Annotated in this window: 19 protein-coding genes and 1 pseudogene; 5 read left to right on the top strand and 15 right to left on the bottom strand. The window is 37.8% G+C overall.

The annotated features are described in order from the left end of the window. Nucleotides 1-38: 38 nt before the first annotated feature. The 5 genes from recD2 to cymR all read right to left on the bottom strand — a co-directional run bounded on the left by recD2 (nt 39) and on the right by cymR (nt 6,039). Nucleotides 39-2,444 carry an SF1B family DNA helicase RecD2 gene (recD2, locus tag MPH60_RS04645; RefSeq protein WP_241589882.1) on the bottom strand — a complete coding sequence of 802 codons (2,406 nt, stop codon included), beginning with the start codon at nt 2,442-2,444 and terminating at the stop codon, nt 39-41. A 36-nt stretch (nt 2,445-2,480) separates the two neighbouring features. Continuing rightward, nucleotides 2,481-3,146 (bottom strand): tetratricopeptide repeat protein, encoded by a 666-nt coding sequence (locus MPH60_RS04640; protein WP_241589883.1) that lies wholly within the window; start codon nt 3,144-3,146, stop codon nt 2,481-2,483. A gap of 122 nt (nt 3,147-3,268) precedes the next feature. Further along, nucleotides 3,269-4,384 carry a tRNA 2-thiouridine(34) synthase MnmA gene (gene mnmA, locus MPH60_RS04635; RefSeq protein ID WP_101222649.1) on the bottom strand — a complete coding sequence of 372 codons (1,116 nt, stop codon included), beginning with the start codon at nt 4,382-4,384 and terminating at the stop codon, nt 3,269-3,271. A 29-nt stretch (nt 4,385-4,413) separates the two neighbouring features. Beyond that, a complete protein-coding gene (locus MPH60_RS04630) occupies nt 4,414-5,559 on the bottom strand; it encodes a cysteine desulfurase family protein (RefSeq protein WP_241589884.1) in 1,146 nt (381 codons plus the stop codon). 60 nt (nt 5,560-5,619) lie between these two features. Beyond that, nucleotides 5,620-6,039 (bottom strand): cysteine metabolism transcriptional regulator CymR, encoded by a 420-nt coding sequence (gene cymR, locus MPH60_RS04625; protein WP_034308657.1) that lies wholly within the window; start codon nt 6,037-6,039, stop codon nt 5,620-5,622. Between the two features lie 587 nt (nt 6,040-6,626). Here cymR and MPH60_RS04620 point away from each other — a divergent pair. The 3 genes and pseudogenes from MPH60_RS04620 (at nt 6,627) to MPH60_RS04610 (ending at nt 10,393) form a co-directional block, all read left to right on the top strand. Beyond that, on the top strand, nt 6,627-7,607 hold the full coding sequence (locus tag MPH60_RS04620; RefSeq protein WP_241589885.1) for a nuclease-related domain-containing protein: 981 nt from the start codon (nt 6,627-6,629) through the stop codon (nt 7,605-7,607). A 207-nt stretch (nt 7,608-7,814) separates the two neighbouring features. Beyond that, nucleotides 7,815-8,564, top strand: a pseudogene (locus MPH60_RS04615) (AAA family ATPase); the annotation flags it as partial. A gap of 521 nt (nt 8,565-9,085) precedes the next feature. Further along, nucleotides 9,086-10,393, top strand: a complete 1,308-nt coding sequence (locus MPH60_RS04610) for a replication-associated recombination protein A (protein WP_241589886.1) — start codon at nt 9,086-9,088, stop codon at nt 10,391-10,393. A gap of 506 nt (nt 10,394-10,899) precedes the next feature. Here the strand turns inward: MPH60_RS04610 and MPH60_RS04605 are convergent. Beyond that, a complete protein-coding gene (locus MPH60_RS04605; protein WP_241589887.1) occupies nt 10,900-13,149 on the bottom strand; it encodes an AAA family ATPase in 2,250 nt (749 codons plus the stop codon). Nucleotides 13,150-13,675: 526 nt separating this feature from the next. Here MPH60_RS04605 and MPH60_RS04600 point away from each other — a divergent pair. After that, nucleotides 13,676-14,083: a hypothetical protein gene (locus MPH60_RS04600; RefSeq protein WP_101222655.1), complete on the top strand. Its 408-nt coding sequence runs from the start codon at nt 13,676-13,678 to the stop codon at nt 14,081-14,083. 219 nt (nt 14,084-14,302) lie between these two features. On the opposite strand, the gene MPH60_RS04595 is transcribed toward MPH60_RS04600, so the two are convergent. Together MPH60_RS04595 and MPH60_RS04590 are read right to left on the bottom strand one after the other, a co-directional pair. Next, nucleotides 14,303-15,034, bottom strand: coding sequence for a DNA-methyltransferase (locus tag MPH60_RS04595; RefSeq protein ID WP_157831005.1), 732 nt, complete (start codon nt 15,032-15,034; stop codon nt 14,303-14,305). Nucleotides 15,035-15,767: 733 nt separating this feature from the next. Further along, nucleotides 15,768-17,432, bottom strand: coding sequence for a DUF262 domain-containing protein (locus MPH60_RS04590; RefSeq protein WP_101222657.1), 1,665 nt, complete (start codon nt 17,430-17,432; stop codon nt 15,768-15,770). A 177-nt stretch (nt 17,433-17,609) separates the two neighbouring features. On the opposite strand from MPH60_RS04590, the gene MPH60_RS04585 reads away from it, so the two are divergent. Then, entirely contained in the window at nt 17,610-17,921 is a 312-nt protein-coding gene (locus MPH60_RS04585; protein ID WP_101222658.1) for a helix-turn-helix domain-containing protein, read from the top strand. Nucleotides 17,922-18,316: 395 nt separating this feature from the next. Here MPH60_RS04585 and MPH60_RS04580 read toward each other — a convergent pair whose 3' ends face one another. The 7 genes from MPH60_RS04580 to copZ (MPH60_RS04550) all read right to left on the bottom strand — a co-directional run bounded on the left by MPH60_RS04580 (nt 18,317) and on the right by copZ (MPH60_RS04550) (nt 23,576). Further along, the gene (locus MPH60_RS04580; protein WP_241589888.1) at nt 18,317-18,583 is read right to left on the bottom strand and encodes a hypothetical protein; all 267 of its coding nucleotides are present in this window, start codon (nt 18,581-18,583) and stop codon (nt 18,317-18,319) included. 336 nt (nt 18,584-18,919) lie between these two features. Then, nucleotides 18,920-19,252 (bottom strand): (2Fe-2S) ferredoxin domain-containing protein, encoded by a 333-nt coding sequence (locus MPH60_RS04575; RefSeq protein WP_101222660.1) that lies wholly within the window; start codon nt 19,250-19,252, stop codon nt 18,920-18,922. 27 nt (nt 19,253-19,279) lie between these two features. After that, the gene (locus tag MPH60_RS04570; protein WP_241589889.1) at nt 19,280-20,149 is read right to left on the bottom strand and encodes a hypothetical protein; all 870 of its coding nucleotides are present in this window, start codon (nt 20,147-20,149) and stop codon (nt 19,280-19,282) included. Nucleotides 20,150-20,176: 27 nt separating this feature from the next. Beyond that, complete coding sequence (locus MPH60_RS04565) at nt 20,177-22,597, bottom strand: heavy metal translocating P-type ATPase (protein ID WP_101222662.1); 2,421 nt, start codon at nt 22,595-22,597, stop codon at nt 20,177-20,179. Between the two features lie 91 nt (nt 22,598-22,688). Continuing rightward, entirely contained in the window at nt 22,689-22,928 is a 240-nt protein-coding gene (gene copZ, locus MPH60_RS04560; protein ID WP_101222663.1) for a copper chaperone CopZ, read from the bottom strand. A gap of 119 nt (nt 22,929-23,047) precedes the next feature. Beyond that, nucleotides 23,048-23,215, bottom strand: coding sequence for a cation transporter (locus MPH60_RS04555; RefSeq protein ID WP_405389360.1), 168 nt, complete (start codon nt 23,213-23,215; stop codon nt 23,048-23,050). Between the two features lie 154 nt (nt 23,216-23,369). Next, entirely contained in the window at nt 23,370-23,576 is a 207-nt protein-coding gene (gene copZ / locus MPH60_RS04550; protein ID WP_241589890.1) for a copper chaperone CopZ, read from the bottom strand. Nucleotides 23,577-23,694 lie beyond the last annotated feature (118 nt).

Below are 23,694 nucleotides of genomic sequence, written 5' to 3'. Positions count from 1 at the left end.
ACTATGAATTTTAAACAAAATTCATCCAAAAGAACCCGCTACATAAAATCATAAGGCGTGACGTTCTCCATCCCGATCATCGGGTCAGCATGCATGAGAATATCAAGATAACTTGATTGTTGAGGTACCTCTCCCTTTTCCGCCGGCATTTCTTCTTCACTCAAAATTTCCCGCAGCTTTTCACGCAAAGTCGTTTTGCGGCGCATCTCATCATTACGCTCGATCCCTAACCGGAATGCATCTTCCTCACCGCAAAGGATCAAGAAATTTTTACTGCGCGTAATCGCCGTATACAATAAATTACGTCGGAGCATCCGATAATAGCTTTTCACTACAGGTAAAATGACAATGGGGAATTCGCTTCCCTGTGATTTATGGATGGAGCAGCAATAGGCATGTGTGATCTGGTTCAAATCCTGCTTCGTGTATGTCACTTCGATGCCTTCGAACGATATGATTACTTTATCGACATGATCGGTATTTTCTTTAGCGAACAATATGGACACGATTTCTCCCATATCGCCATTAAAGACACCCTCCTCTGGCTGGTTCACCAGTTGAAGCACCTTATCTCCCGTTCTGTATATTACCTCTCCGAATTTTATTTCCCGCCGCTTTTCATCCGCATTGCTATTGAACACTTCCTGAAGCATTTTATTCAGTGCATCAATCCCGGCAGGTCCTCTATACATGGGAGCAAGCACCTGTATATCCTTGGCAGTGAAACCTTTCGTCCTGGCATTGGCAACGACTTTCTCGATTACTTGGGCGATTTGACCGGTTTGGCAGCGAATGAACGATCGATCTTCTTGCTGTTTCGTGACATCATCCGGAAGCCTTCCTTTTTTGATTTCATGGGCCAATTCAATGATCGACGAGCCATCGGCTTGACGATAAATATGTTCCAGACTGACCGTCGGTACACAATTCGATGCAAGCAAATCCTTTAAAACCTGACCAGGGCCAACAGATGGCAGCTGATCTTCATCACCCACCAATATCACCTGGACATTTTCCGGCAGAGCTTTAAACAATTGATGGGCCAGCCACGTATCCACCATGGAAACCTCATCGATGATTACGATACGGCCATCCAGCTGATTATCCTCATCATGGGAAAAGCCTTCACTCCCGTTCCACCCGAGCAAACGGTGGATCGTAACAGCGGGGAGCCCAGTCGATTCGGCCATGCGTTTCGCTGCCCGGCCAGTAGGAGCCGCAAGAACGAATGGAAATGGATCGCTTCCTTCTTTTTTATAATCGTTAATGTCCATGGATACGCCATGCAGCTCTGCATATAGCTCAACGATGCCTTTGATGACAGTCGTCTTACCGGTACCCGGTCCCCCCGTCAAGATTAACATGGGTGATTGCAGGGCCGTTTGGATCGCTTCCTTTTGGGCCGGGGCATAGGATACATCCAATCGCTCTTCCAGCTCACCAAGTGCAAGCAAGAACTCCGATTCCGGGAACTGGTCCTCATACTCGGTTTGAGCAAGCAGCCGCTTGATGTTCATCACGATTCCCTTTTCCGAATAGAATAGTGAAGGCGGATAAATTCGTTGATCTTCGACAACTATTTTCCCCTCTTGCGTCAATTCGATTATTTCCGAGGAAATGTTCGTGAATTCAATGCGATCCCGTTTATTTTCCTCCAGCAGCCGTTTGACCGCTTCCAAAAGCTGCTCGGCTTCTATGTAGATATTTCCATCCTGGAGGCATTGTGATTCAAGCGTATACAAGCACGCAGCCTTGATTCGGTCGGGATGGCTGCCGGAAATGCCCAGCTGATGCCCAAGCTCATCCGCCCGTCCAAAACCAATCCCTTCAATATCCTCTACGAGCTTATACGGATTTCCCTGAACCATCGTGATCGTATCCTGTTTATACATTTGATAAATCTTCATCGACAGCTGCGGACCAAAGCCATATTGATTGAGGGCGATCATCACCTGCTCCAGACCTTGATGCTCGACCAATGTATCATAGAGGCCCTTTGCCTTTTCACCGGATAGCTTCGGGATATCATCAAGTAGCGAGGGCTGAGCCAGAATTTTTGAAATTGCCTTTTCACCCAGTGTCTCAACAATGCTTTCCGCTGTTTTTTTCCCAATGCCCTTAAAAAGGTCACCTGATAGATAACTGACGATGCCTTCCTTGGATTGAGGCAGATCCTTGCGAAAATGCTCTACATGAAATTGAAGGCCAAAACGCGGATGTTCCTTCATGGCCCCATAAAAAATATAGATCTCATCCTCATGCATCCTTGGAAAATAACCAGTTACGACCGCTTCCTTCTCTTCATAATTCAGATTCGTTTCATGCACACGAATTCTTACAACCGAGTACATATTTTCTTCATTATGAAAGATCGTCACTAAATGACTTCCTTTCATGAACATTTTCTCTTCTGAAAACAAATCCAACGAATCTTGCTGGCTCAACGCTTCTCCCCACCTTTCCATGCATATGCTTTTTATTTACTCTGCATTCATTTCTTCCAACAGTTTCTTACCGTGCGCAGCAAGCATATGGTCAGGCTGTGCTTCCAAAGCCTTGTCAAAATAAGCCATCGCTGCTTGCGCATCCTCACGATACCCTGCAAACGCCACACCTAAATTATAATAAGCATCCGCATGGCCCGGATCCTGTTCCACAACTAAATTCAGCTGATTGATCAATTCATCATATAATTCCGCATTAGCAAGACATAACGCATATTGGAATCTTGCATCAACGTCCTCAGGGCTCAGCTCCACCGTTCTCTGTAAATAAGGCATCGCCAATTTCGGCTGATCTAATGCCATCAATGTCAATCCAAGCATGAAGTAAGCATCGCTGTTATCCAGTCCTAATCGGATTGCCTTTTCGAACATATCCTTCGCTTCGACTAGTTTAGAATCTGATTCATAATATAAGTTTCCTAATGAATAGTAAGCCGCTGCTGCATTTTCATCCAGCTCGATCGCCTTTTTGTAAAACTTGATCGCTTTATCCGTTTCACCAACGGCAGTCAATACATTCCCAAAGTTTATGTAAGCAACAGGCTCATTCGGATTTTCCTCGATCGCTTCATTAAAAACCTTTGCCGCTTCTTCGTATTTCCCTTGCTGCATATATTCAATTCCTTGTTGATTCTTATCCATATCCATTCACACTCCATTTTTATATTAAAAAGTATAGCATAAGCCAGTGGTCGAATTCAGGCGGTATACCCGCAATCCAAAAGAAGTCCCCAACCGCAAACACAGCTGGGGACATGCTTATTTTACCCTACGTAAGTCAGTTTTTCACCTTTTTTAAATACTTCATCAATCGTACCGCCGCCAAGGCACACTTCACCTTCATAGAATACGACTGCTTGTCCAGGTGTAATCGCGCGGACTGGCTCGTCAAAGATGACTTCGACATCACCATTGTCCAAGACCTTCACCTTAACACCGCTATCCTCTTGACGGTACCTGAACTTTGCCGTACATGTAAACTCACCCGCAGGTATATGTTCCGCTACCCAGCTGACATTCACTGCACGAAGGGAATTGGAATACAGCACATCATTATCAAAGCCTTGACACACATATAAAACATTGCGCTTCAAGTCTTTTCCCGCAACAAACCAAGGTTCGCCGCTGCCGCCAATCCCTAGTCCGTGACGCTGACCGATGGTGTAATACATCAATCCGTCATGCTTGCCCATGACCTTGCCATCCATCGTGACCATATCACCGGGCTGAGCCGGAAGGTAATTGCTTAAAAATTCTTTGAAATTGCGTTCACCGATAAAGCAGATGCCTGTGGAATCTTTTTTCGTTGCCGTGGCAAGACCCGCTTCTTTCGCAATTTCACGGACTTCCTTCTTATCAATGTGTCCAAGCGGAAACATGACTTTTTCCAACTGTTCTTGAGTAAGCTGGTTCAAGAAGTACGTTTGATCTTTATTATTATCGACACCGCGAAGCATTTTGTATTCGCCATCCCGGTATTCAACCTGTGCGTAATGACCTGTAGCCACATAATCGGCACCAAGGCTTACGGCATGTTCAAGAAAGGCCTTGAACTTGATTTCCTTATTGCACATTACATCCGGATTCGGGGTGCGCCCCGCTTTATACTCATCCAAGAAATATGTGAAAACTTTATCCCAATACTGCTTCTCGAAATTGACCGCATAATAAGGGATGCCGATTTGATTACAAACGGCAATTACATCATTGTAATCTTCCGTTGCCGTACAGACTCCGTTTTCATCTGTATCATCCCAGTTCTTCATGAAAATCCCGACAACATCATAGCCTTGATTCTTCAATAGCAGGGCTGACACAGAAGAATCGACGCCTCCTGACATACCCACGACGACGCGGGTGTCCTGTGGTGCTTTTCTCATTCTGTCACCTCATTTATTTAAAGTGAGAATTATCTTCCCACTAATCTATTAACGATTTTAACGGTGGTTTCAGCTGCCTGCCTTACTTCCTCTTCCGTGTTGTTCAGACCGAAGCTGAAACGAATCGAATTCTTCGTCCGCTCCGAATCTTTCCCGAACATCGCCACAAGCACATGCGACGGATCGATTGACCCAGCAGTACAAGCGGATCCGCTCGATACAGCAACACCTGCCAAGTCCATATTAACGAGCATCGATTCCACATTCGTACCCGGAAAACTAATATTCAGCACATGCGGCAGCGACTGTTCCATAGATCCGTTAATTTCATATTGTACATCCGCCTCATCAAAGACGGCAAGCAATACGTCTTTAAATCGCTTGTATTGCTCCTTTTTCTCATTCATCATGCTTTGCGCAATTGAAACGGCTGCTGCAAAACCGGCAATGGCCGGCACGCTCTCCGTTCCAGCACGGCGCTTGCGTTCTTGTTCCCCGCCATATAATTGCGGATTCAGCTTCAAGCCTTCACGCATATAAAGAAAGCCGATTCCTTTTGGACCGTTGATTTTATGCGCAGATACACTAAGCAAATCCACATCCAGCTCTCGAACATCGATCGAGATCAAACCATATGCCTGAACTGCATCCGTATGGAAAATGGCTTGATGCCCCTTTAGCAGCTGTCCGATTTCAGCAATCGGCTGGATCGTTCCAACCTCATTATTGCCGAACATGACCGAAACCAAAATCGTATCATCCCGCAATGCCGCCTTTAAATCGGCAATTGAAATAAGCCCCGCTTCATTCACAGGTAAATATGTGACCTCAAAGCCAGACTTCTCAAGGTATTGGCATGTATGCAAAACCGCGTGATGCTCAATCTCCGTCGTAATGATGTGCTTTCCTTTTTCTTTATAAGCATTCGCAACACCAATGATCGCCGTATTATCCGCCTCGGTTCCGCCGCTCGTGAAAATGATTTCATTCCGCCCCGCACCGATGCTCGCCGCAATACTCGAACGCGCCTCATCCAAAACATGGCGCGCCTCCCGCCCGAACGCATGGATGCTCGATGGATTCCCGAAGTCATGGCTCATGACCGTCATCATCCTATCGATCACATTCGGATGCATCGGTGAAGTCGCAGCATGATCTAAATATATTCTGTCCACTTTTTTGTCGCCTCCATTAAAAAACGCAAGCGCCTACATAATAGGCGCATTGCTAATCACTTAAATATAGTACATATAAGAATCGATTTCACCCGTATCCTTGTAGCTCGCCAAATCCATAAGCGTCGTATTATCCAATACATCCTTCACAGCATCGCGAATCCTAATCCAAAGCTGGCGCTTCACCGGCTCCTCATCCTCAATTCCTTCAACAGGGGTAATCGGCCCTTCCAATACACGAATGACATCACCCGAAGTAATCTCCTGAGGATCTTTAGACAAGACATACCCGCCATACGCACCGCGCACACTCTTCACCAATCCCGCATTACGAAGCGGCGCAATCAACTGCTCCAAATAATGCTCCGACAGATTATGCGTCTGGGCAATCGATTTCAAACTCTTCGGGCCTTCTCCATAATGTTTAGCAAGCTCGATCATGATCGTCAAACCATAACGGCCTTTAGTAGATATCTTCATACATATACACCTCAAATTATTTATCCGTTTCTAAATTCTTTTGAAATTATAGCATATTCCCGCCGGAAATGCATTCACCCGCCCTTCATTTGTCAAATTATCCTAATTGGAGAGGTAGGAATGTAACCGCTCGGCTGACGAATTTTATACAGCATTTCGGGTTAAGAACGGATTTTTCGCTCGGACGGTCTGATTTAGGGTACGGATTTTTCGCTCGAAGCTGGATTATTTACGCTAGGTCGGATTTTTCGCTCGGACGGCCGAATTATTGCGGGGGTAGGTCGATTCTTTCGCTCGGACGGTCGGATTATTGGGAGGATAGGTCGGATCTTTCGCTTGGACGGTCGATTATAGGGTACGGATTTTTCACTCGAAGCCGATTATTTACGCTAGGTCGGAATTTCCGCTTGGACGGTCGGATTATTGCGGGGGTAGGTCGATTCTTTCGCTCGGACGGTCGGATTTTTGCGAGGATAGGTCGGATTAATACGTAGGTACGTTACATGCCACATTTAATTTCACTAAAATACAGGAAATCACTTTATCGACCGAGAATACTTCACTTAAATCTATAAGGAGTGGTTATCATGATCATTAAAAACTGCAAGAGGCCTTTAAAAATAGACATGCTCGAAGCTCTGATGAGACGCTTACCTCCTGGGCATGCGAAGCAACCGGCAATAATTGAGGATATCAAAAAAATCAAGGCTGGATACAACGGTGAAAACAGAGTCTTCCAATCTCTTAAATCCCTTCCTGAAAAAGAGTATCTACTCTTTCATGACCTCCGACTTATTGGATCATCTTTTCCCTTCCAAATGGACATCCTCATTCTCACATCCTCTTTCCTTTTAATCCTTGAAGTCAAAAACATGGCTGGTGAAATCTTTTTCGATAATGCATTCAATCAACTTATCCGTACAAATCCAGATGGAAAAACCGAAGCTTTTGATGATCCCCTATTACAAGTGAGCCGGCAGCGCCAGCACTTGTTAGACTGGTTAAAAACAAGAAGAACGAACAACCTTCCAGTTGAAACTCTCGTAGTCAGTGCCAATTCTTCAACAGGGAATACGGATATTAATAGAAAAGTGATTCGTAAGGATCGGATTCTGCTTAAAATTGAGGAATTAAAAAACAAGTATAACGAAGCGGTCCTTTCTACTAGATCAGTGAAACGATTATCGAATTTATTGCTTGATGGTCACATCCCTTATATTCATAAACCGCTAGAGAATTATAGAATTCCGATTACCGCCCTCCAAACCGGAGTATTCTGTGACAAGTGTCATGCATTTACCATGGAGCGGAAATCAAGAAAGTGGGTTTGCCGTACCTGTTTGGATATTTCCCTCGATGGTCACATATCGGCACTTTATGATTATCTATACCTCGTCAAACCTACCATTACCAACAGGGAATTTCGAAACTTCCTCCAACTCCAATCCCCTTCCAGTGCAAAAAAACTATTACTTTCACTAAACCTGAATCATTCCGGCCATACTAGAGGGAGATTTTATCTATTAAATTCTCTCTTAGAAGGAGAGGTCGGATTTTTACGTCGGTAGGTCGAATTAGTCCACTGGTAGGTCGGATTTTTACGCCGGTAGGTCGAATTAGTCCACTGGTAGGTCGGATTTTTCCACCGCTAGGTCGAATTATCGATCTCACAGCACAAACGGACTACTATAATAGGAATTCACCCTCTTTTACAGCATAATCAGCGCATTTCCCCCATCAGTTGTGATACCTTATATAAAAAGGAGAGGTGCGCAATGAATATTAAACCGCTTGCTTTCCGGATGCGGCCTCGGTCGATAGATGAGATCATCGGGCAGGAGCATCTGGTCGGTGAAGGGAAAATTATCGCAAGGATGGTGAAAGCCAAGCAGCTTTCTTCCATGATCCTTTATGGTCCGCCGGGAATTGGCAAGACTTCGATTGCAAGTGCGATTGCCGGAAGCACGAAGTTTGCTTTTAGGACACTGAACGCGGTGACCAATAATAAAAAGGATATGGAAATCGTGGCTGCCGAGGCCAAGATGTCCGGGAAAGTGATTCTGCTGCTTGATGAGGTTCACCGACTCGATAAGGCGAAGCAGGATTTCCTATTGCCTTATCTTGAAAACGGGATGATCACCTTGATCGGTGCAACGACAAGCAATCCCTATCATGCAATCAATCCGGCCATCCGAAGCCGGTGCCAGATTTTCGAGCTCAAATCATTGGAAACCAATGATTTGACCAAAGCTCTGGAACGGGCACTTCATGATGAAGACCGGGGGCTTGGTGCGTATAAAACGGATGTCAGCCTTGATGCCCTTACCCATTTCGCGACGGCTTCGAACGGAGATGTCCGCAGTGCGCTTAACGCTCTTGAGCTCGCCGTCATTTCCACCGAACCTGATGAATCCGGAATGATACATATAGATCTGCAAATTGCCGAGGAATGCATGCAGAAAAAAAGCTTCTCACATGACAAGGATGGAGATGCCCATTACGATGTTCTGTCGGCTTTTCAAAAAGTATATGTACATTTTTATATGAGATTTAATAACAAATTCAGTATTACCAAAGGGAATATATATTTTCCTCACTGAAAATATATTATTTTTGAGATTAATTATACTAATAATTGGATTATAAACACTACAACACCTAAGTGTTCTTTTTAAGTTAAAATAATAAAAAACTTCTACACTTCCATCAAACATTCGCATTTAAATAAAAAAATTTTCTTCTTGGTTTATCTCATTATGACTAAGATTGTTACATAACCCTCTCTTGAATTCATTATTGACAAATTTCTGATTTTCTTAGCAATAAAACCAAACACTATTAAAAATCACTAATAGATCGGAATTCACATTCCATATATTGTATTTGGCCCTAATCTAATTCTTGATATGTCTAAATTTCTTAAGGTATATTTACTTCGCGAGGATGTAGTTGTTACCCATACATTTAGTTTTTTGTTTTTTCAAGGATTTCCGTATGTAAGTTATAATAATGTATAAGTTTTAAATGAAGGAGGAAATACTTTAGAATGGACCTATTCGATATACAAATAGAGAATAATATGCCCCTTTCATATAAAATGAGACCACGAACTATTAATGAAATAGCTGGGCAAAAACATATAATTGGAAAAGATACTGCTTTATATAAAATGATTGTTAACGGTTTTGTTCCTTCCACCTTACTTTATGGACCGCCAGGGGTAGGAAAAACCTCAATAGCTAAAGCGATAGCCGGAACAATTAACATACCTTTTATATCAATTAATGCTACAACTGCTGGTAAAAAGGATATGGAAAACGCAGTTGAGCATGCAAAAATAGAAGGTAAACTAATCTTATTTATTGATGAAGTTCACAGATTTAATAAAGCTCAACAAGACTACCTTTTACCACATGTAGAAAAAGGATTAATTACCTTGATTGGAGCTACCACGGAAAATCCTTTCCACGATGTAAATCCTGCTATTCGGAGTCGCTGTGGACAAATTAAGGAACTTAAAGCGTTAAATCCTAAAGATATTAAAGAATTGCTTTCCCGTGCTTTATCTGATGATGAAAGAGGACTTGGAAAGCAAGATATTAACATATCGGACGAAGCAATTGAAATTATTTCAACTTCAACTAATGGCGATGCTCGTTCAGCTTTAAATGTTCTTGAAGAAGTTGTATATGCGTCGCAAGTTAATGAAGATAACAGAATAGTCGTAGAAATAGATTTAGTTAAGGAATGTGTACAAAACAAGGGGTTCTCTCATGATAAGCGTGGCGATATTTTATATTCTTTACTCTCTTCGCTACAAAAATCAATAAGGGGAAGTGATACTACGGCAGCTTTGCACTATCTAGCTCGTCTAATTGAAGGAGGGGACCTAATTTCAGTTTGCCGTAGATTAATTGTAATTGCATATGAAGATATTTCACTAGCAGCTCCGGAAGTGGGTGTAAGAACTGTTGCTGCGGTAGATGCAGTAGAAAGGCTTGGTCTTCCCGAGGCTCGTATTCCACTTGCTAATATTGTTATCGAACAATGCTTATCTCCAAAAACAAATAGTGCTTATAAAGCCCTTGATTTAGCCCTAGAAGATGTAAGAAATGGAACATATGGAGAAATACCATTGCATTTAAGGGATGCTCACTATAAGGGGGCCGCTGTCTTGGGGCATGGCCATGGATATAAATATCCTCATGATTATCCCAAGTCATGGGTTAATCAGCAATATTTACCTGACGAATTGTTAAGCAGAAAGTATTATCACCCAAAACAAAATGGACAAGAAAAACATTTTCAGAAAGTATACGAAAGACTAGAACAGCTAAAAGGGAATAAAGAGTGATATTTCAAAAATTATAAATAGCACATTAAATCTGGAATATATATATAGAAGCATTTTTGCAATTTGCGAAATGGAAATTTATTGGTTTTTTATGATAGACAGAAAAAGGGCCACTTCTTATTAGAAAGTGGTCCTTATACATTTATTTATTGAATCATTCTCAGATCTTAATAACTTTTTAACATTTTAAGACAGTTAGAATGGCAATTCCTCGAAGGGAGAAAAGATGGATTCTTTGAAGTTTTTGGATTAACCCTCCTCCGGGTCTTATTTCTTGGCAACTGTCCTCCTCCAAATAGTATTCTTCTCCATCCCATCTACGGCCTTTTATTAATGGATGATGGTACGGAAGATCAATTACGTAAACCACAACTTCTTGGAATCTTTCCATTTTGGTCACCTGTTAGTTGGGTATTATCCGACGGTAAAACAGTAAAAAATATATCTGTGATATTCTTACCTAGTTTTTCTCTATTTTTATCAAATTTATCAAAGTCCAATGATCTTTATTTATAAGAAAAGTGATGTTTCGTTAAAATAAGTTCATCTCTCCAGATGGCCTCATAAGCTGCTTGATTCACTATGTGTTCTGCCTCTGCTCCGGTCTTCACCCTACTTCCAATAATGTCAATCAAAGATGCGTCATATTCAAATCCTGATTTCTTTAAATAATAACTAACCATTTCTTTAGCTTCAATAAGATTAGCAATCGAGACAGTTATATGGATATCAAATCTCCCAGGCCTTAGAACGGCTTCGTCAAGAATGTCTAAATAATTTGTTGTTCCTACCACTAAGACATCAGTTAATGCATCAAATCCATCCATTTGTGACAAGAGTTCATTTACTAAATCATTTCCCCCTTTATTTTTCAAACGACTAGGGGCTATTGCATCTATCTCATCGATTATAATCATAGCAGGGGCAAGTTCTCTAGCTTTTTCAAAGTATTTTTTAAGGTTGCCTGCAGAATCACCTTGATATTTGGATAATACATCGGAACCTTTGAGAGAAATAACATTCATACCGAGTTCAGTGGCTAATGCTTTAGCAAGGTATGTTTTTCCAGTACCTGAAGGACCGCTAAATAAAATCCCTTTCGTTTTCCTGATATTTCTATAAAGGTGTGCAGAACGCCATGGTTTAATTACCTTTTTCTCAAGTTCCTCTTTTACTCGGTAACAGCCAATTACATGATCCCAATTAACAGTTGGAGTATATGCCAACACTTCACGACCGGCAGTAGGAACAATTTGCTTTTTAGCCTGTTTGAAATCTTCTAAATTTACTTTCATTTCATTCAAAGCTTTAGTCTCTAGGTTCCCGTCAAGTAATTGTCTTCTTAAAGATTGTAAAGCGGCCTCCTTACAAAGAGCTGTTATATCTGCTCCAACGTAACCATGTAAAGTAGACGATATATCTGTTAAATTCACTGACATATCCAACGGCATTTTTTTAGTATGCACATCCAGTATTTTCTTTCGACCTTCTTCACTTGGAGGGCCAATATAAATCTCTGTATCAAGTCTACCGGGCCTCCGAAGAGCTGGGTCTAAACTGTTTGGACGATTTGTCGCTGCCATAACAATAACTTGGTCACGTGATTCCATCCCATCCATTAAGGTTAAAAGCTGAGTAACTATCTTGCTGTAATGAGAATTTGTTGAATCCTCGGTTCTTTTTGAACCAATGGCATCAATCTCATCAAAAAAGATAATGCTTGGTTGTTGTTTTTTTGCTGTTTCAAAGATATCTCTTAATTTTCGCTCAGATTCTCCAAACCATTTATCAAAAATTTCAGGACCACTTACCTTAAAAAAATTCATTTTAGACTCATTCGCTACTGCTTTTGCTAATAAAGTTTTTCCTGTTCCAGGCGGACCAAACAACAAGATTCCTTTATAAGGAGTAATACCATAATGTTCAAAAAGTTCTGGATGTGTTATTGGGAGTTCTACACTTTCACGAATCCGCCGGATTTCTTCTTCTAAACCACCAATATCCTCAAAATTAATATTTGTTTCAACCGGTGCTATTTCTTCTTCTTCATCTTGTTTATAATTAAAAGATAGGGGCTGTTTAGAATCTTGCAAAGCTTCATATTCTGCTTTTGTACGAAGTTTAGGAGGTGTTGTTTCTTTATCAACTACATATTCCTCTTGATCTACCAAGTTAATATTATTAGGTAATGTATTTATTAAGTCATCTATCCGATCAATTGAAAAATGTGGACATATTGAAATTCTTTTTTGATCAGCCTCATTATTTAATAAGGTTTTTATAGCTTCTTTATCTATGGTAAAAGTTTTAAAATCCTCATCAAATGTTCCATAATGATACCAAACAGTATCTTCTCTATAATATGATCTACCCGTGATCTCTGGATAGCGTACAACACTATTTAATTGGTTACATGCAAAATATTTTTCGTTTTTCCCTTCATCATGCCCTTCACAGTACCGATTTGGTAAGAGCGATCGTTCTCGATTTTTTGCACATTCCATAACTCTTCGAATCTCAAAAAAATGAATTCCTACAGCCAGTTCATCTTGGATATACATTTCAGTACTCTTCCAATTTCCAACAGTATTCCAAAGTTTCTCTGCCTTTACGTAATTTTCGTAAGAGTAAATAGCCTTATGTATAACAAACTTTCCTTCATCACTTTCTGTATAGTTGTCAGCACTTCTTTTAGCCTGTCTGATTGCCATGGGATAATTTTGTGAATTACTTTTCCCGAACAAAATTGTGATCATAATTTTAATATCCCTTCTCTCTTAATTTAACTACCCCAAGTTTAACCCATTATTCAGATGACACCTATAAAAACAAATAATTCAAATGTTGAGTATTCTATCTGTGTTCCTTTAGAAAAAGAGTTATCATCACAGCTCTATAGCACCGGTAGTTATTGGAATTGCATTTTTATATTTTTTTTCAAAAAAAGGCATTTGTTTTGATGATTTTATGATACTTTCCATTTAAGTTTTCAACCTTTAACCAAACTATTGATATATTAACTTATACAAAGTTTTATTTTTATCCCAATTTAGTATAATATATGATATATAAATTATTGGAAATATAGGTAATATTTATTGGTATGGTGACATATCCCTGATCAAGATAAGACTCTCTAGAACGAAGTTCTAAACCTTATAGGAGAAATACTTATGCGAAAGACGCAAAATTGCTCTTAAACCGATTTCAATTTAAACTTTAGGTATTAGAAATGCTAAGCGGAATAAAAGACATATTTTTTAATGGAAGGAGAAAAATAAAATGAACAAAGATATAGTTTCATTTCAACCAAAGGAATTAAATTGCATTAGGCTTCCATATGATATTGAACTTGATAATTTAATGGGGAAACCAACCAAATTTGAAATGCCTGTGCATGGTGGCTTATGCGATGAAACAGTTCGAATTTTCACTTTCAAGATAAAAGATAATGAAAACTCACTAGTTGAAATCATATTTGACGAACAAAACAAAAGCTTTTGCAGAATTGATTTCTTTTTTCCAGGTATTGAAAGGTTAAGTGATGAGGCCTATTGGAAAATAAAGAATAGAATAAAAAAGGAGGAATTATCCATCATTAAACAAGCTCTTATGATATTGAAGGGAATTAAACGAACTAGAGTATATTGTAATTCATTAGAAAAATCATTAAGAAATATAATACGGTAACTTGAATGGATGCCTAAAGACCATTTGAGTATTAAGAATACACAATAGGAGAAGGATAGTCAGTCTTTCTACTTTGCTTACCCCTTGTTCCGCAGATATTCCTTACTCAAAATCAAGAAAGACATCGTTTTACGATGCCCCTTCCCGGTGCTATACAGTTTTGTCCCAAAGACAGTATGATAGGCACTCATTTTATAATAGGTTTCAACTGCAACAATATCATTTACCTTTCGGTATTTTTTTTAAAGCATTTGAAGCTTGGTTAAAGTAGGCATTATCTAATTCGAAACCAATAAAGTTCCGATTTAGATTTATAGCAGCCTGTCCTGTTGATCCTGATCCCATAAAACAATCTAATACTGTTTCACCTTCATTGGTATGAGTTGCAATGATTTTTTCAAGAACAGGAACTGGCTTTTGACAAGGATGAAATCTCACTTTTCCGCTAACTATAGGTGATTCATAAGAAGCCTTATCATAATAAGAATTAAATGTTCTTTTTTTCCCTTTAGTATAGGAAATAAAATACTCTCTTGAATTTGACAAATAATTTACTTTCGCATTTATTGGGACCGGATTGGTTTTTTCCCAAATCCCTATTCTTTGTTGTTTCAACTTCAGATTTTCCGCAACTTTTGATATATCACTCATTTTAAAAATATCGTAAAAAATGACCATTGTTCCACCTGGAACTAGGACTCTTTTAAATTCTTGTAAAAGAGAAAACCAATTTACACTATTCTCTTTTAAATCCCATACACCAAATTCCATTGAAATAGAACCATATTTTTTTTGGTCACCACCGCCACTTTTAAAATTCGTCTTTCTAGATATAAAATATGGCGGATCCGTACAGATTAAATGAACTGAATTACTATCAATCTTTTTAATTTCATTAATGGCGTCACCATTTATTAAATTCAATTTTCTTGCTGATCTATGTACAGTCACTTTATTTATCCCCAATCTGATTTAATTCTCTTAGTTAGCTAAGGTGTTTGAATTAAATCCGATATGCCTAATAAAAAACAAGGGGATACATAAACTTCTTTAATAAATTTATTATTTCTTCTCAAAACCTCCGCCTTTGAAGGGCGTTTTTTAGGTTTTTAACTTTTATCCCGTTAAAAAAGCTACCAATGATGGCAGCTTACTTATAGGAGTGCACCTAGGGAAAAAGGTGACCGCAATTCACTTTGATAATGCAGTTATATCTCCCCTTTACTGACGAAAAGTAATTATTTTTACTTTTCCTCACCTCTATATTTCTACTTCTTCTTGAAAACACGTATAACATTCTAAGTCTTTTTTCATCGTTTCCCTAGGAAATGTTTAACATATTAACTTAAAAATAAGTGGGTATACGACGAAGAAATCCTGAGATATAATCTTCAACTAAAGAATTGAACGAAACATTCCTTAAGCACCCTATATAAAAAACTCTCCGATTTTCACTAAAGAGTTTTTTTTCAAATATTAACAAATGGATTTTTCAAACCCATCCCCTTATAAATGTACAGAACTAGAAGGTATTTGTGGAGCGTGTACATAGTGATGCCAAGCGATTAAATGGCATAACTTGGATTCACTACCGTGCCCGCAACTTAAATTATTAATTACCACAATAGTCTAATAACTATTGCGCTAAAGAAAGACCTGTGAAAGAAATTTTTTTGAATTCTTTTTATACTAAATTTTTAAAACTCCATATTTGCTTTGCAATATCTGCGAGGTATTTACTTCTGTTTATGATCTCATCAAAATCCCACTTCTTTTTCTTACATAGTTCTTTTGTTAATAGAATATTGGACTGACCATATCTCTGTTTTTTTTCTTCAAATGGATTATTTGAAGCCCCAATATTCAATTCACTTCCCAAAAGAGTTAGGTTACCAATACGATTAACAAATAGTTGATGCTCAGAAGCTCTTGATCCTAGCTCCTTTTCCCAGGTGCTAACAATTACTTTAGATCTTTTTCGCAATTCCCTAGGCATTATATGTTCTATATGAACATCAGTTCTCGAACTAATCATTTTCTCCTTTGTATTGTTTGTTAAAGCATTTTCAATCATTTCCAAGATATATTTTGTCTGTGGGGACCTTGTAAAGTCTCTACTTTGGAAACTCAAATAGAACTCGGTATCACTCGGGGTCCGCTTTTGTAAGTACCCAATTATATAGTTTATGGGATCTTCTTTATCAAATGCTTCCAAAGACAGGTGATTATAAATCCTGTCAATATCCCTAGTAGAAATATTGCATATACTTCTTCTAAGGGTGAACACTTCAATAGCCTTTAGAATTTTTAATAATTGCTCATTCTTAAGTTCCATCGAAACGCATTTTATTAGCAATGGATAGCAAGTTGTAGCCTCAATACGAACTAAGGTATTTAATCTTTCATCAACTTTTTTTACACCTAAAATTCCATTGTACAACTTTACGTACACTTCCGATTTAAGCCATATATCCTCAACAAGATTTAAAATATCGTCTGTATTATCAATGAGTTTTTGAAATCTGGAATACAATTTTGGAATAGGGACTATACCGTATTCAATTGAGAATAAATAGTGCCTAAAAAACCGGACCTTATCATGCCGGACAGATTCTATTTCTTCTATATTCTCAATAATTCTATCCCATATCTCTATACATTCTTCCAACATAGATTCATTAGAAGCGATCGTACTTAGAAGGTAGTTTTTTATTAAATCCACTGAAGAAAGAGACAATCCTCGATTATTTAGTGTTTCAAACAGCCTAAATGCATCGTAGTAGGAATCCGTTACCATTAAAACAAGATCAAATGACTCCAATAATCTCGTATACACATTCTGCCACTGTATACCTTTTTCTTGAAGTTTTTCTTTAAAAAAGAAATATGCTTGAATTATTTTTTCTGATTTAGCCTCGTCTTTTGTTACCCGTTTCTCCACTAATCTTTTGAATACCTTATTGTCTTTTCTACCCAGAATGAGTTTAGCTTCTTGGTCATCTATTGTTGAACTCTTTAAAAAATAGTTATTTATATATCCAGCTCGGTCTTTGTCTATTTCCTCCGCAAAATCTCTGATGGCTGTCAGTGCTATTAAGGCAGTAGTAATGCGTTGCTGACCATCGACTACTTCAAAAAAACTAAACCCTTTTTTGCGTTCCGAACCAATGGTAATAACAAAACCAAGAAAATGCGTTTCTTCTCCTTCAAGCTTAATCAAATCCTCCCATAAATCATTCCATTGATCCTTTCCCCAATTATAGGTTCTTTGATAAAGGGGTATCCGGTAAACCTCATTAACACTTCCGAGCATTTTACCAATACTTAATCTCTTTGTATCAATTGACATATTTCCCTCACTCCTAAAGTTGGAACAAATAACAATAAATACATTATGTGCACAAACGCACGATTTTAAACATATTTTGAGCGTTTGCGCTTTTTTTATTTTTTTTTGAAAAATTTTTGTTATGATTATTCCAAAAATATAAATAGGAATTCTATTAACTATGGAGAGGTTTTAATAATGTTAAATATAGGGGAAAAATTAAAGACTTTAAGGCAAGAAAAGAGCTATTCACTAATCAATTTAGAAGAATTGTCAGGTGTTCATAGAACTACTATAAATAGAATAGAAAATAATACACAATCTCCATCGATTGAAACCTTATTAAAGCTTTGTAATTCTTTAGAAACCTCCATTACTTATTTTTTTGACAGTGAGGATATTTCAGCAGATATGATGAACTTAATTGATACTGCAAAAAAACTGTCACCAAAACAGAGACAGAAAATAACTGAAATGATTGAATCCCTTATATCGGGAAAACAGTGTTAAAGAAAATCTATACTAATAAAGGCTATTAATCTTGGAATTTTCTTAGGATATTACAAAATTGTGGTACTTAAAATAAAGAAACATTGTTATCTTTTTATTGGGGAAATGTTCCGGATAATGCTATAAATCAGATAAAAGGCCCTTTTTCTGTTATCAAACAATCAGCTGAATAAAGATTGCTGTTGTTGCTCCACTAATAGACTGTTGTCACTGCTCCTATTCCTAATAGCAAAGGTGTGTATCTAATATAAAACGTATATTTGGACTGAACTTAGTTTCAACAATAGAATCAGAATATTTAACAGAAGAAATTTGAAATAAAGATCAGAAGATATTTAATTTCAAAAGGACCACTTATATTTGGTTTGTCGTGGTCCTCCTCATTTTTTCTTAAGCTACAATTTCGCTTGTTTTTTCTCTAGCTCTATATCATTTAATAGATACTCATAGTAAATATCCATTTCGAGTTGTTTTAAGGTTTTCACTTCAATTTCTAAGAAGTACATAAGTATCCATCTTGTTTTGTTGCTTAAATTATTTGATAGATGTAATGTATTATCTAAAAAATTTCGAAACAAGTAATACTGAGCTGGTATGCTCAATTCCTCTATTTTATTTATAATTTGATTACTCCAATCATCTTCTGAATTACTAAAAGTCATTTTATTTTACCCCCATCGATCATTTACTCTTAGCTGACTAAGGTATCTGAATTAAATTCTATTTATTCCCTAGAAACAAGGGGATAATAATAATAATAATATTTTTTATGAACTTTTAATAATAAAGACCACTATTAAACATTGGTCCAAACCGATATATGAAGTAGTTGCTTGTAAAGTAACCATAAATTCGCAATACCCGGTTTGAGTTGCCTATATAAATCAATAGCCTTATTTTGACATTTATGCATTTGTCACTCGACAAATCTTTACAGTAAAAAAGCGTCCTGTTATACAGAAACGCCTTTTTAGATATTAGAGATAAGATGTTACAGTTTACTCATTCTCATAGTTCTTAAATGTTTTCCCATCATGGTAATAAAGTTCAGAGCCTAAATTAATATTTCTTTCTTCTTTCAATTGACGAATAAGCTCTTCACTTTTTGCTTTATTCATTTCTTTATACCAGGTTCCTTGTGGATATAGAACAGCGATCGGACCATGCTTGCATTGGCCGTTACATAATGTCTTTGTTGTGTGGATCTCCTTTTGCAGCTCTAAGTTTTTCAATTCTCCCCTAATGGTCTCTGTTACTTCTTCTGCTCCATTTTTCGTGCATGTTTTCCCGTTGCAAATTAATAGATGTTTGCTAACCCCATCTAAGTTCATAAAAAATTCCCCTTTATTCTTCGAAATTTATTTGACCTCTATAACAAATGGATAGCTATTGACTTTACCATCAAATTTAAATTCTCCCCATACTTTGTAAATCCCAGGTTTATCAAATTTTGTTTCAAAGACTGTCTTTTCTTCTGATGTAGGGTGCACATGAACAAATTTATCACCCTTATCATCCAAAATAACAACATGCCCTAGAGCACCCAGATAGGGCTCTGGAGTAACCCCTTTCGTATCAAAACTTAACGTAACATCCTTGTTTATTCGCAGCTCTGTAGTTGTTAATTCAACGGTATTTTCATTGATTGTTTTTATTAAGTTTGTATCAACCTTTAGTGAGTTTTCCTTATGTTCACCATGACCTTTACCCACTTCCAGCTCTATCGGCCTAACCTGGTAGGCAAGGTTTTTGGGTTTAATATCAACAAATGCTTTATAAGAGTTTTCAGGTAGGTCGAATTTCAGATTATAAACGCCATTTCCTTTTTCCTCAGGATGTAAATGATAATAATCTTCTAAGTCTGCACTTACAATAATTAAATGCATTATTTTTTCATGTGATATTTCTAATTTAGGTGAATTTTGCTCTTTATCCTTCACATCGATGGTAATTATACCTTCTTCATATTTTACGTTTGTGACCACTTCACTTTGTAATTGATCTACATGATCTGAATGCCCTGTATCCTCACCATCACTTTTTTGGCTTGTATGATTATCGTTATGTGCTTGCTCATTAATAGATACTTTTTCTTCGTTATTTGCCGCATGGGTATCCGTGTGATCATTATTACTGCCCAAGCTTGCAAATACGGTATATCCGCCAATTACTAACCCGAGATAAACAATGGCTGAAATCGCCCAGGTCAACATGTTTTTTTGTTTCATAAAAACACTCCTTTCTTTATAGATAGATTATCCTTTTAACTTAATCCTTTGTAATCTGAGTGCGTTTAAAACAACTGAAACAGAACTGAATGCCATCGCTACTCCTGCAAGCCACGGTGCCAGAAAGCCTAGGGCTGCAATTGGAACTCCTATAGCATTATAGGCAAAGGCCCAAAATAAATTTTGCTTGATATTTCGAATGGTCATTTTACTCATAAAGATGGCATCGGCAATACTATTTAAGTCTCCTCTGATTAAGGTGATATCTGCAGCTTCCATTGCTACATCCGTACCCGTACCGATGGCCATACCAATATCAGCAGTAGCTAACGCTGGAGCATCGTTAATTCCATCACCGACCATTGCCACTATCTTTCCAGCTTTTTGAAGGTTTTTAACTTCCTCTGCCTTTCCTTCAGGCAGGACTTCTGCTATAACATGGTCAATTCCGACCTCATTTGCAATTGCTTGAGCTGTCTGCTTGTTATCACCGGTAATCATGACGACTTCCAGACCCATCTCTTTTAACCTTGCGATAGCTTTTTGAGAGGTTTCTTTAATTGTATCCGCGACTGCAATCACTCCAGCAAACTGGTTATCAATGGCTACTAGCATTGCAGTCTTGCCTTGTTTCTCTAAGTTTTCCATCTTGGGTAATATACCCCTAATATCAATGTTATTTTTCTCCATAAGTCGGCGTGTTCCGATAAGCAAGGATTTACTTTCAACTGTAGATTCGATACCAAAACCCGGTATTGCTTCAAAATGTTCAGAGCTGCCTAGTTCAATCCCTTTTTCTTTAATGCCCTCAACAATTGCCTCAGCTAAAGGATGTTCAGAATTTCTTTCTGCTGCACCGACTAACTTTAAAAATTCCTTTTCTTCAAACCCATTTGAGACAATAACATCTGTAAGTGTTGGTTTTCCATTTGTTACAGTTCCCGTTTTATCAAGAATCACTGTATTCACTCGATGAGTCGTTTCAAGATGCTCCCCGCCTTTAAATAATATCCCATATTCAGCTGCGCGACCTGATCCAGCCATTATGGACGTCGGAGTAGCTAGGCCTAGAGCACATGGACAGGCGATAACTAATACAGCAATTAACTTTTCAAGAGCTACCGCAAACTCTCCCGGACTTACAGCAAAGTACCACACAAGAAACGTAATAATCGCTATACCCACTACAATAGGGACAAATATTCCTGAGATGACATCGGCTAATCGTTGAATAGGCGCTTTTGATCCTTGTGCCTCTTCGACTACTTTGATAATTTGAGCTAAGGCGGTATCCTTTCCTACCTTTGTTGCCTTGACCTTCAGAAACCCGTTTTTGTTAATGGTTGAGCCAATTACTAAATCTCCTGCTGTTTTATCAACAGGAATACTTTCACCTGTAATCATTGACTCATCCAGGGCAGATCTCCCTTCAAATATTTCTCCGTCTACAGGCACCTTTTCACCTGGTTTAACATAAATGATATCTCCAGCTATCACCTCTTCGATAGGTAAATTCATTTCTTGACCGTCTCTTAAAACTGTGGCTGTTTTTGCTTGCAAACCCATAAGCTTTTTAATGGCTTCCGATGAACGTCCCTTTGCTTTTGCTTCAAATAACTTTCCTAATATAATGAGAGTAATTAACACGGCACTTGTTTCAAAATATAATTCCACCATGTGTGCATCGGACCCTATTGACAGAATGCTTAAGTAAACACTATAGAAATAGGCTGCAGAGGTTCCAAGTGCAACTAAAACATCCATGTTTGCACTTTTATTCCTTAAGGCTTTAAAGGCGCCTACGTAAAACTGACCTCCAACTAAGAATTGAACAGGAGTCGCAAGTGCGAGTTGTACCCATGGATTCATGAACATCTCTGGTAGCCAAATAAAAGATGTAAATTCAAAGTGACTGACCATCGCCCAGAGTAAAGGGATGGATAAAATAGCAGAAAAAATAAATTTTCCTTTTTGCTTTTCAATTTCTTTTTGTCTATGATCAACCTTTTCTCCTTCAACTTCTTGCTTTTGTTCTAAACGATAGCCCAATTTCTTGATGGCTTCCTTCATATCTGCGACCGAAACTTCATCAGGATTATATTCAACAAGAGCAGATTCTAAGGCGAAATTTACAGTTGCGTTTTGGACGCCATTTAACTTGTTTAAACGTTTTTCAATTTTGTTAGCACACGCTGCGCATGTCATGCCACTTATATCAAATTCAGCTTTCTCACTTATTACTTTGTATCCTAAAGATTGCACTTTTTCTTTAAATTGATTTACATTTACTTTAGACGGATCAAACGTTACTTTTGATTTTTCTAAAGCAAAATTCACGCTTGCATCCTCTACTCCATCTATTTTTTTTAGACCTTTTTCTATTCTCACTGCACAGGCAGCACACGTCATGCCAGCTATTTGAAGTGTTGTTTCTTTTTTATCGCTCATAACCTTACACTCCTATCACCACATACTATAGTGGGGTATATTTTTAGGGAAGAAAACGTGCCGGGACGAGACAGCACGTTTTTTCAATTCCTTAGTGACAACTTTGATCTTTAGATAATTTACTCAGCTCTACATCATAACCTTGGCCCTCTATCATGTCAGTAATTCCCTTTAAAGAAACTACTTTCGGATCAAATGATACCTCTACTTTTTCTTCATTTAAGTGAACCTTTACAAAATGAACTCCTTTCATTTTTCCTACGTTCCCTTCAATTGAATTAATACAATGCCCACATGACATTCCTTTCACTGCTAATATTACATTCTCCATTCTTTTGTCCTCCTTAATTTATGTTAGATGATCGATTTTAATAACATAAACCATACCCTGGTACAGTATATGAATTTTAGAAAGAAATCGTGCTTTAATCAGCACGTTCTTTATTAATATTATTTTATATCATAACCTTGATCTTCTATAACGTCAGTAATTCTCTTTAAAGAAACCATCTTCGAATTAAATGATACTTCTACTTTTTCTTCATTTAAGTGAACTTTTACAAAATGAACACCATTTAATTTTCTTACATTTCCCTCAATTGAATTTATACAATGCATGACATTCCTTTCACTGTTAAAATTACATTCTCCATTTCTTACTCCTCCTTATTTTATGTCAGATGATCTATTTTAATAACTTAAACCGTACCCCTGTATAGTATATTAATTTCTGTAAGAAATCGTGCTTTAATCAGCACGTTCTGTATTAATTTTATTGTACATCATAACCTTGGTCATCAATTGTTTCTTTGATCTTATCAATACTAACTTCGTTCGGATTAAACACTACACTAACAGTTCCAGAATCTAAGTTTACTTTAACAGTGGTAACTCCAGATAATTCGCCTACATTGCCTTCAATTGAATTTATACAATGCCCACATGACATTCCTTTTACTGTTAATATTATATTCTCCATTTCTTACTCCTCCTTATTTTATGTCAGATGATCTATTTTAATAACTTAAACCGTACCCCTGTATAGTATATTAATTTCTGTAAGAAATCGTGCTTTAATCAGCACGTTCTGTATTAAT

The organism is Peribacillus sp. Aquil_B1, assembly GCF_022603275.1.
Lineage (GTDB): Bacteria > Bacillota > Bacilli > Bacillales > DSM-1321 > Peribacillus.
Note: the sequence above shows the minus strand (reverse complement) of the source record. Positions and strands in the feature narration are given on the sequence as shown.

Excerpts from the sequence above, each read along its gene's own strand:
- mnmA (WP_101222649.1), bottom strand. The coding sequence starts at position 4,384 with ATGAGAAAAGCACCACAGGACACCCGCGTCGTCGTGGGTATGTCAGGA.
- MPH60_RS04580 (WP_241589888.1), bottom strand. The coding sequence starts at position 18,583 with ATGACTTTTAGTAATTCAGAAGATGATTGGAGTAATCAAATTATAAAT.
- MPH60_RS04640 (WP_241589883.1), bottom strand. The coding sequence starts at position 3,146 with ATGGATAAGAATCAACAAGGAATTGAATATATGCAGCAAGGGAAATAC.
- MPH60_RS04565 (WP_101222662.1), bottom strand. The coding sequence starts at position 22,597 with ATGAGCGATAAAAAAGAAACAACACTTCAAATAGCTGGCATGACGTGT.
- MPH60_RS04590 (WP_101222657.1), bottom strand. The coding sequence starts at position 17,432 with ATGTCAATTGATACAAAGAGATTAAGTATTGGTAAAATGCTCGGAAGT.
- copZ (WP_241589890.1), bottom strand. The coding sequence starts at position 23,576 with ATGGAGAATATAATATTAACAGTAAAAGGAATGTCATGTGGGCATTGT.
- copZ (WP_101222663.1), bottom strand. The coding sequence starts at position 22,928 with ATGGAGAATGTAATATTAGCAGTGAAAGGAATGTCATGTGGGCATTGT.
- MPH60_RS04610 (WP_241589886.1), top strand. The coding sequence starts at position 9,086 with ATGGACCTATTCGATATACAAATAGAGAATAATATGCCCCTTTCATAT.
- MPH60_RS04585 (WP_101222658.1), top strand. The coding sequence starts at position 17,610 with ATGTTAAATATAGGGGAAAAATTAAAGACTTTAAGGCAAGAAAAGAGC.
- cymR (WP_034308657.1), bottom strand. The coding sequence starts at position 6,039 with ATGAAGATATCTACTAAAGGCCGTTATGGTTTGACGATCATGATCGAG.
- MPH60_RS04620 (WP_241589885.1), top strand. The coding sequence starts at position 6,627 with ATGATCATTAAAAACTGCAAGAGGCCTTTAAAAATAGACATGCTCGAA.
- MPH60_RS04570 (WP_241589889.1), bottom strand. The coding sequence starts at position 20,149 with ATGAAACAAAAAAACATGTTGACCTGGGCGATTTCAGCCATTGTTTAT.
- MPH60_RS04555 (WP_405389360.1), bottom strand. The coding sequence starts at position 23,215 with ATGCATTGTATAAATTCAATTGAGGGAAATGTAAGAAAATTAAATGGT.
- MPH60_RS04575 (WP_101222660.1), bottom strand. The coding sequence starts at position 19,252 with ATGAACTTAGATGGGGTTAGCAAACATCTATTAATTTGCAACGGGAAA.
- MPH60_RS04605 (WP_241589887.1), bottom strand. The coding sequence starts at position 13,149 with ATGATCACAATTTTGTTCGGGAAAAGTAATTCACAAAATTATCCCATG.
- MPH60_RS04600 (WP_101222655.1), top strand. The coding sequence starts at position 13,676 with ATGAACAAAGATATAGTTTCATTTCAACCAAAGGAATTAAATTGCATT.